Below are 3,700 nucleotides of genomic sequence, written 5' to 3'. Positions count from 1 at the left end.
CAACTCATCCGTCTAGTGCAAGCACCAGACTTCAGCGTTCTACTTGCATGTATTAGGCACGCCGCCAGCGTTCGTCCTGAGCCAGGATCAAACTCTCATAAAAAGTTTTGATTCAAACTCAAGCTATTGCTAGCTTTCCGTTTTATTGTTTTGTTTTGTCATTGACGATCTATCCTTAGATAAATCACCCTGCACGTTTGGTTCGTCTTCTTTAATTTTCAAAGGTCTTGTCGTTATCGCGCTCTCGCGACAACTATCTTAGTTTATCATTTCTTGTGAACTTTGTCAACACTTTTTTTGAAACTTTTTTCGTTCCTCTGTTAACTAGTCCCTCGAGAGACAACTCAATCATTCTATCATCTTTTGATAGACTTGTCAACACTTTTTCGAAACTTTTTTTCGTTCCTTTGTTAACTAGTCCCTCAAGAGACAACTCATTTATTCTATCACGACTTATATACTTTGTCAACCGGGTTTTTGATATTTTTTGGATTTTTTACACTGAAAGTTCTATTGAAAGTTCTATTGAAAGTTCTATTGTAGATACTTTGTTTTTTCTCCTATTCCTTCTTCCTGTGCTATAACCTATATAAAAAGAAACTGAACAGAACTTTTTATGGTGCTTCTGCCCAATTTCTTAATTCGATTAACATAATGTTAGTGACTAGCTTTAGCGAAAGTCTTTCAAATGAATTTGTAGATCACGTATCATTTCACGGCGACCATTAAAACATTGTCCGCTAATTAATTTTTCGTATTTATCAAGTTGATCATTACTCAGATTTTTTCGATAATCTCTCAAGGCACCTCTCAACATTAATAGTTCATCGTTTATCAATCCCGGTGATTGTATTGCATGAGATAATTCGTGAATATCTTCATGTGGCATTCGGTCAAACTTGCGTTTTTGACTTTCCTGTTTGCGGATACGATCTTTGATACGATTTCTGAACTTGACTTTAAAATAACAATATAATTGAACTTGTTCATCAACTAGCCACGGTTGCGCTTCCAACAATTCAAATAAGGTCATCATTCCTTCTTGTTCCCAATCATCTCGATCCCATAGTTTGATGTAAAACTCTTTTCGAGCCTTGTTTACAATACCTTTGACGCTTGCGTACACTTTTTCGAATTCCATTTCTTAATCTCCTTTTGTTGATGGTTTAAGTTTATCGAAAAGTGCTGTCTTTCTACAGGACATTTTTGTCTAGCATACTTTATTTGATTTTTCTTTTTTTAAAGTACATTTGCTATTGATACTCTATGGCAAACATTGCATTGTGCTTCAGAAGGGAGTTATTTGGTATAGTTCTAAGATTGAGATAAATGTAACCGCCCAATAACAAAGTGTATTGAAAAAGGCTCCAAAGTCCTGTCGACTCTGGAACCTTTTTCTATTTACATGCTTTTTTAATTTTTTCCTTCCATGGTAAATAAGCCTCTAGCACCTCCTTTTTTGCGAGCGTCTCCTCATTAGGTAAGTGTTCTAGAAGATAGGTCATATATTTCTCTGCATCAAGACCGTGTCGCTTAGCCGTTTCTAAAAGACTCAGTATGACAGCTGTCGACTTGGCTCCCTCAAAGCTCTGAGAAAACAACCACCTTCGCTTTTTTATTTCTAGGCTCAGGCTGAAACAGTCCACTGGACTGTTTCACTACGTCCCATAACCAAGGTCTTTATAGCCCTCTCAGCCATATTGTTGGACAGGACTAGGTCACCGTCCGAGAGAACGGTTCGGAAGGTGGTTTCGTATTTGAGGCTATACTCTATTGCAGTACCCAATTTGGAGCCTGGCAAGACGGCCTGATTGCGACACCAATCAAAGAACTCGTCCATCAAGGGAGTTAACTCTGTCTGCCGTTTATGTCGCCGTTCCTCAGTAGACAAATCTGCCCAGTCATTCTCTAAGGCAAATAGGCGGTCGCAATAGGCTAAACCCTTAGCACCTAAAGAAGTCTTGTCTGTCTTCTTAGGAGTCGCCTCAAAGAACTTCCGTCTAACGTGAGCCCAACAGCCAACCAGCTGTGCCTTGTCTAACTGCCGATAGGCCGACAGCGGTTCGCAGTTAACCAAGCTTAGCGTCGCTTCGCTCCTAAACCTTGGACTGCTATCGCATAGGCAGAACTAAAGGACTAAAGTCCTAAGTTACTGCCGTAACATATCACAATGTACGTAGCCCGCATAATCTCCAAGAAATTCCTCCACAACCAAGCCACTCCGTCGTTTGTCATGATGATAGAGGGTAATTCCCTTTTTCTCATGTTTCCCAGACAAGAAAGTCCAGTAGAAGGTCAACTGGCTATCATTTTCTAAGACCTTGTAGGAGGTCTCATCCGCATGGAGAATAGGCTGCTCCAACAATTTCTCGTGCAACAGGTCATAAATCGGTTCGAAATAATACTGACTAGACTTGATGTGCCAGTTGGCTATTTCCTTCCGACTGATTGGCAGACCAAGCTTATGCCAGTCCTCTTCCTGACGGTAATTAGGCACCTTCAGATTGAACTTCTGATGAATAGTATGGGCGATGATAGAAGCTGAACCCAAGCTGTGTGCCAAAGGTGCCTTAGGAACTGGAGCCTTGATAATCTTATCGCTCAGATTCGTCTGACTACAAGCCTGACACTTGTATGCGTGCTGAACATGGTCAATCCGCTTTAATTGTGCGGGAATGAAGACCAACTCTTGTCGTTGAACAGTAGAACCAATCTCTTTCAACTGTCCATGACAGTCTGGACAAGTGCAATCTTCGCCCTGCAATTCGTGATGAACAATCTCTGGAGTGAACTGGGAGTGGGAAAGAACTCGACTGGTCTAGAAAAGAGTTCGTCTTCCCACCCCCGCACAGTTGATTAGGTCAGATTTGGAGTGTAAAACACGAACAAATCTGCCAATCAACCACTGCGCTGAGATGTTGACACTAACTCTGAGAAGTGACACTTGATTTTAGTCCCGTCTCTGACGAACTCCCTTGGCTTTCTTGCGTTTATAGGTGATGGTCTCCGTTTCAACTGGGTAAGTCAGCTTCTTCTTCAGGGAGAATTTCCTCCCCAAACAAGCTCAGCTGACCGGGTTGATACACAACCTTCTCTGATGATTTTCCGTAGAGTTTCTGTCTCAGATACTCAATCTGTTCACGAAGGAGGCTCAACTCGTTGGTCATGATTTCAATGGTTTTTGTTAGACTTTCAATCACTTTATCTTGTGACTCCATGCACTTACCTCCTTCTTTTTATCTCATTATACACAAAGAAAAGCCATGATTTCAATAGAAATCACGACTTTTTGAAAGATTTATTTTTGGATTGATAGAAAATCCTTTCATGAGCCAGTCCACCTGCTCGGAAGTTAGAGCCTTGACCTCTTCTTCATTGTTTGGCCAGGTCAATTTTCCATTTTCAAAACGTTTATACAATAACCAAAATCCTTGTCCGTCCCAGTAAAGAGCTTTGAATCGGTCTTTTCGACCTCCGCAGAAGAGATAGACCTGACCTGAAAAGGGATCCAGATTGAATTGACTTTTGACAAGGTAGGCGAGAGAATCAATCCCTTGACGCATGTCCGTTTTACCGCAAACCAAGTAGACTTGACCTAAATCACTGAGTCGGATGGTCATAGTGCAGTACCTTATCCAAGATTGTTTCTAATATTTTTTGGTTGATAGAGTGAAAGAATGTGACTTCCACTTTTCCGAGA

Annotated in this window: 3 protein-coding genes, 1 rRNA gene and 1 pseudogene; all 5 read right to left on the bottom strand. The window is 41.0% G+C overall.

From position 1 onward, the window contains the following. Positions 1–103 (bottom strand): 16S ribosomal RNA (locus tag ODU55_RS11490); the annotation flags it as partial. A gap of 567 nt (positions 104–670) precedes the next feature. Next, positions 671–1,141 (bottom strand): sigma-70 family RNA polymerase sigma factor, encoded by a 471-nt coding sequence (locus ODU55_RS11485; protein ID WP_002936602.1) that lies wholly within the window; start codon positions 1,139–1,141, stop codon positions 671–673. Between the two features lie 256 nt (positions 1,142–1,397). Next, positions 1,398–2,779: pseudogene (locus tag ODU55_RS11480) on the bottom strand (transposase). 232 nt (positions 2,780–3,011) lie between these two features. Further along, complete coding sequence (locus ODU55_RS11475) at positions 3,012–3,218, bottom strand: hypothetical protein (RefSeq protein ID WP_002941576.1); 207 nt, start codon at positions 3,216–3,218, stop codon at positions 3,012–3,014. Between the two features lie 51 nt (positions 3,219–3,269). After that, positions 3,270–3,620 (bottom strand): IS66 family insertion sequence element accessory protein TnpB, encoded by a 351-nt coding sequence (gene tnpB, locus ODU55_RS11470; protein WP_002941575.1) that lies wholly within the window; start codon positions 3,618–3,620, stop codon positions 3,270–3,272. Positions 3,621–3,700: the final 80 nt, after the last annotated feature.

Origin of the sequence: Streptococcus sp. 2022WUSS037 (assembly GCF_044427225.1) — a bacterium.
In the GTDB taxonomy this organism is placed as follows: domain Bacteria; phylum Bacillota; class Bacilli; order Lactobacillales; family Streptococcaceae; genus Streptococcus.
Note: the sequence above shows the minus strand (reverse complement) of the source record. Positions and strands in the feature narration are given on the sequence as shown.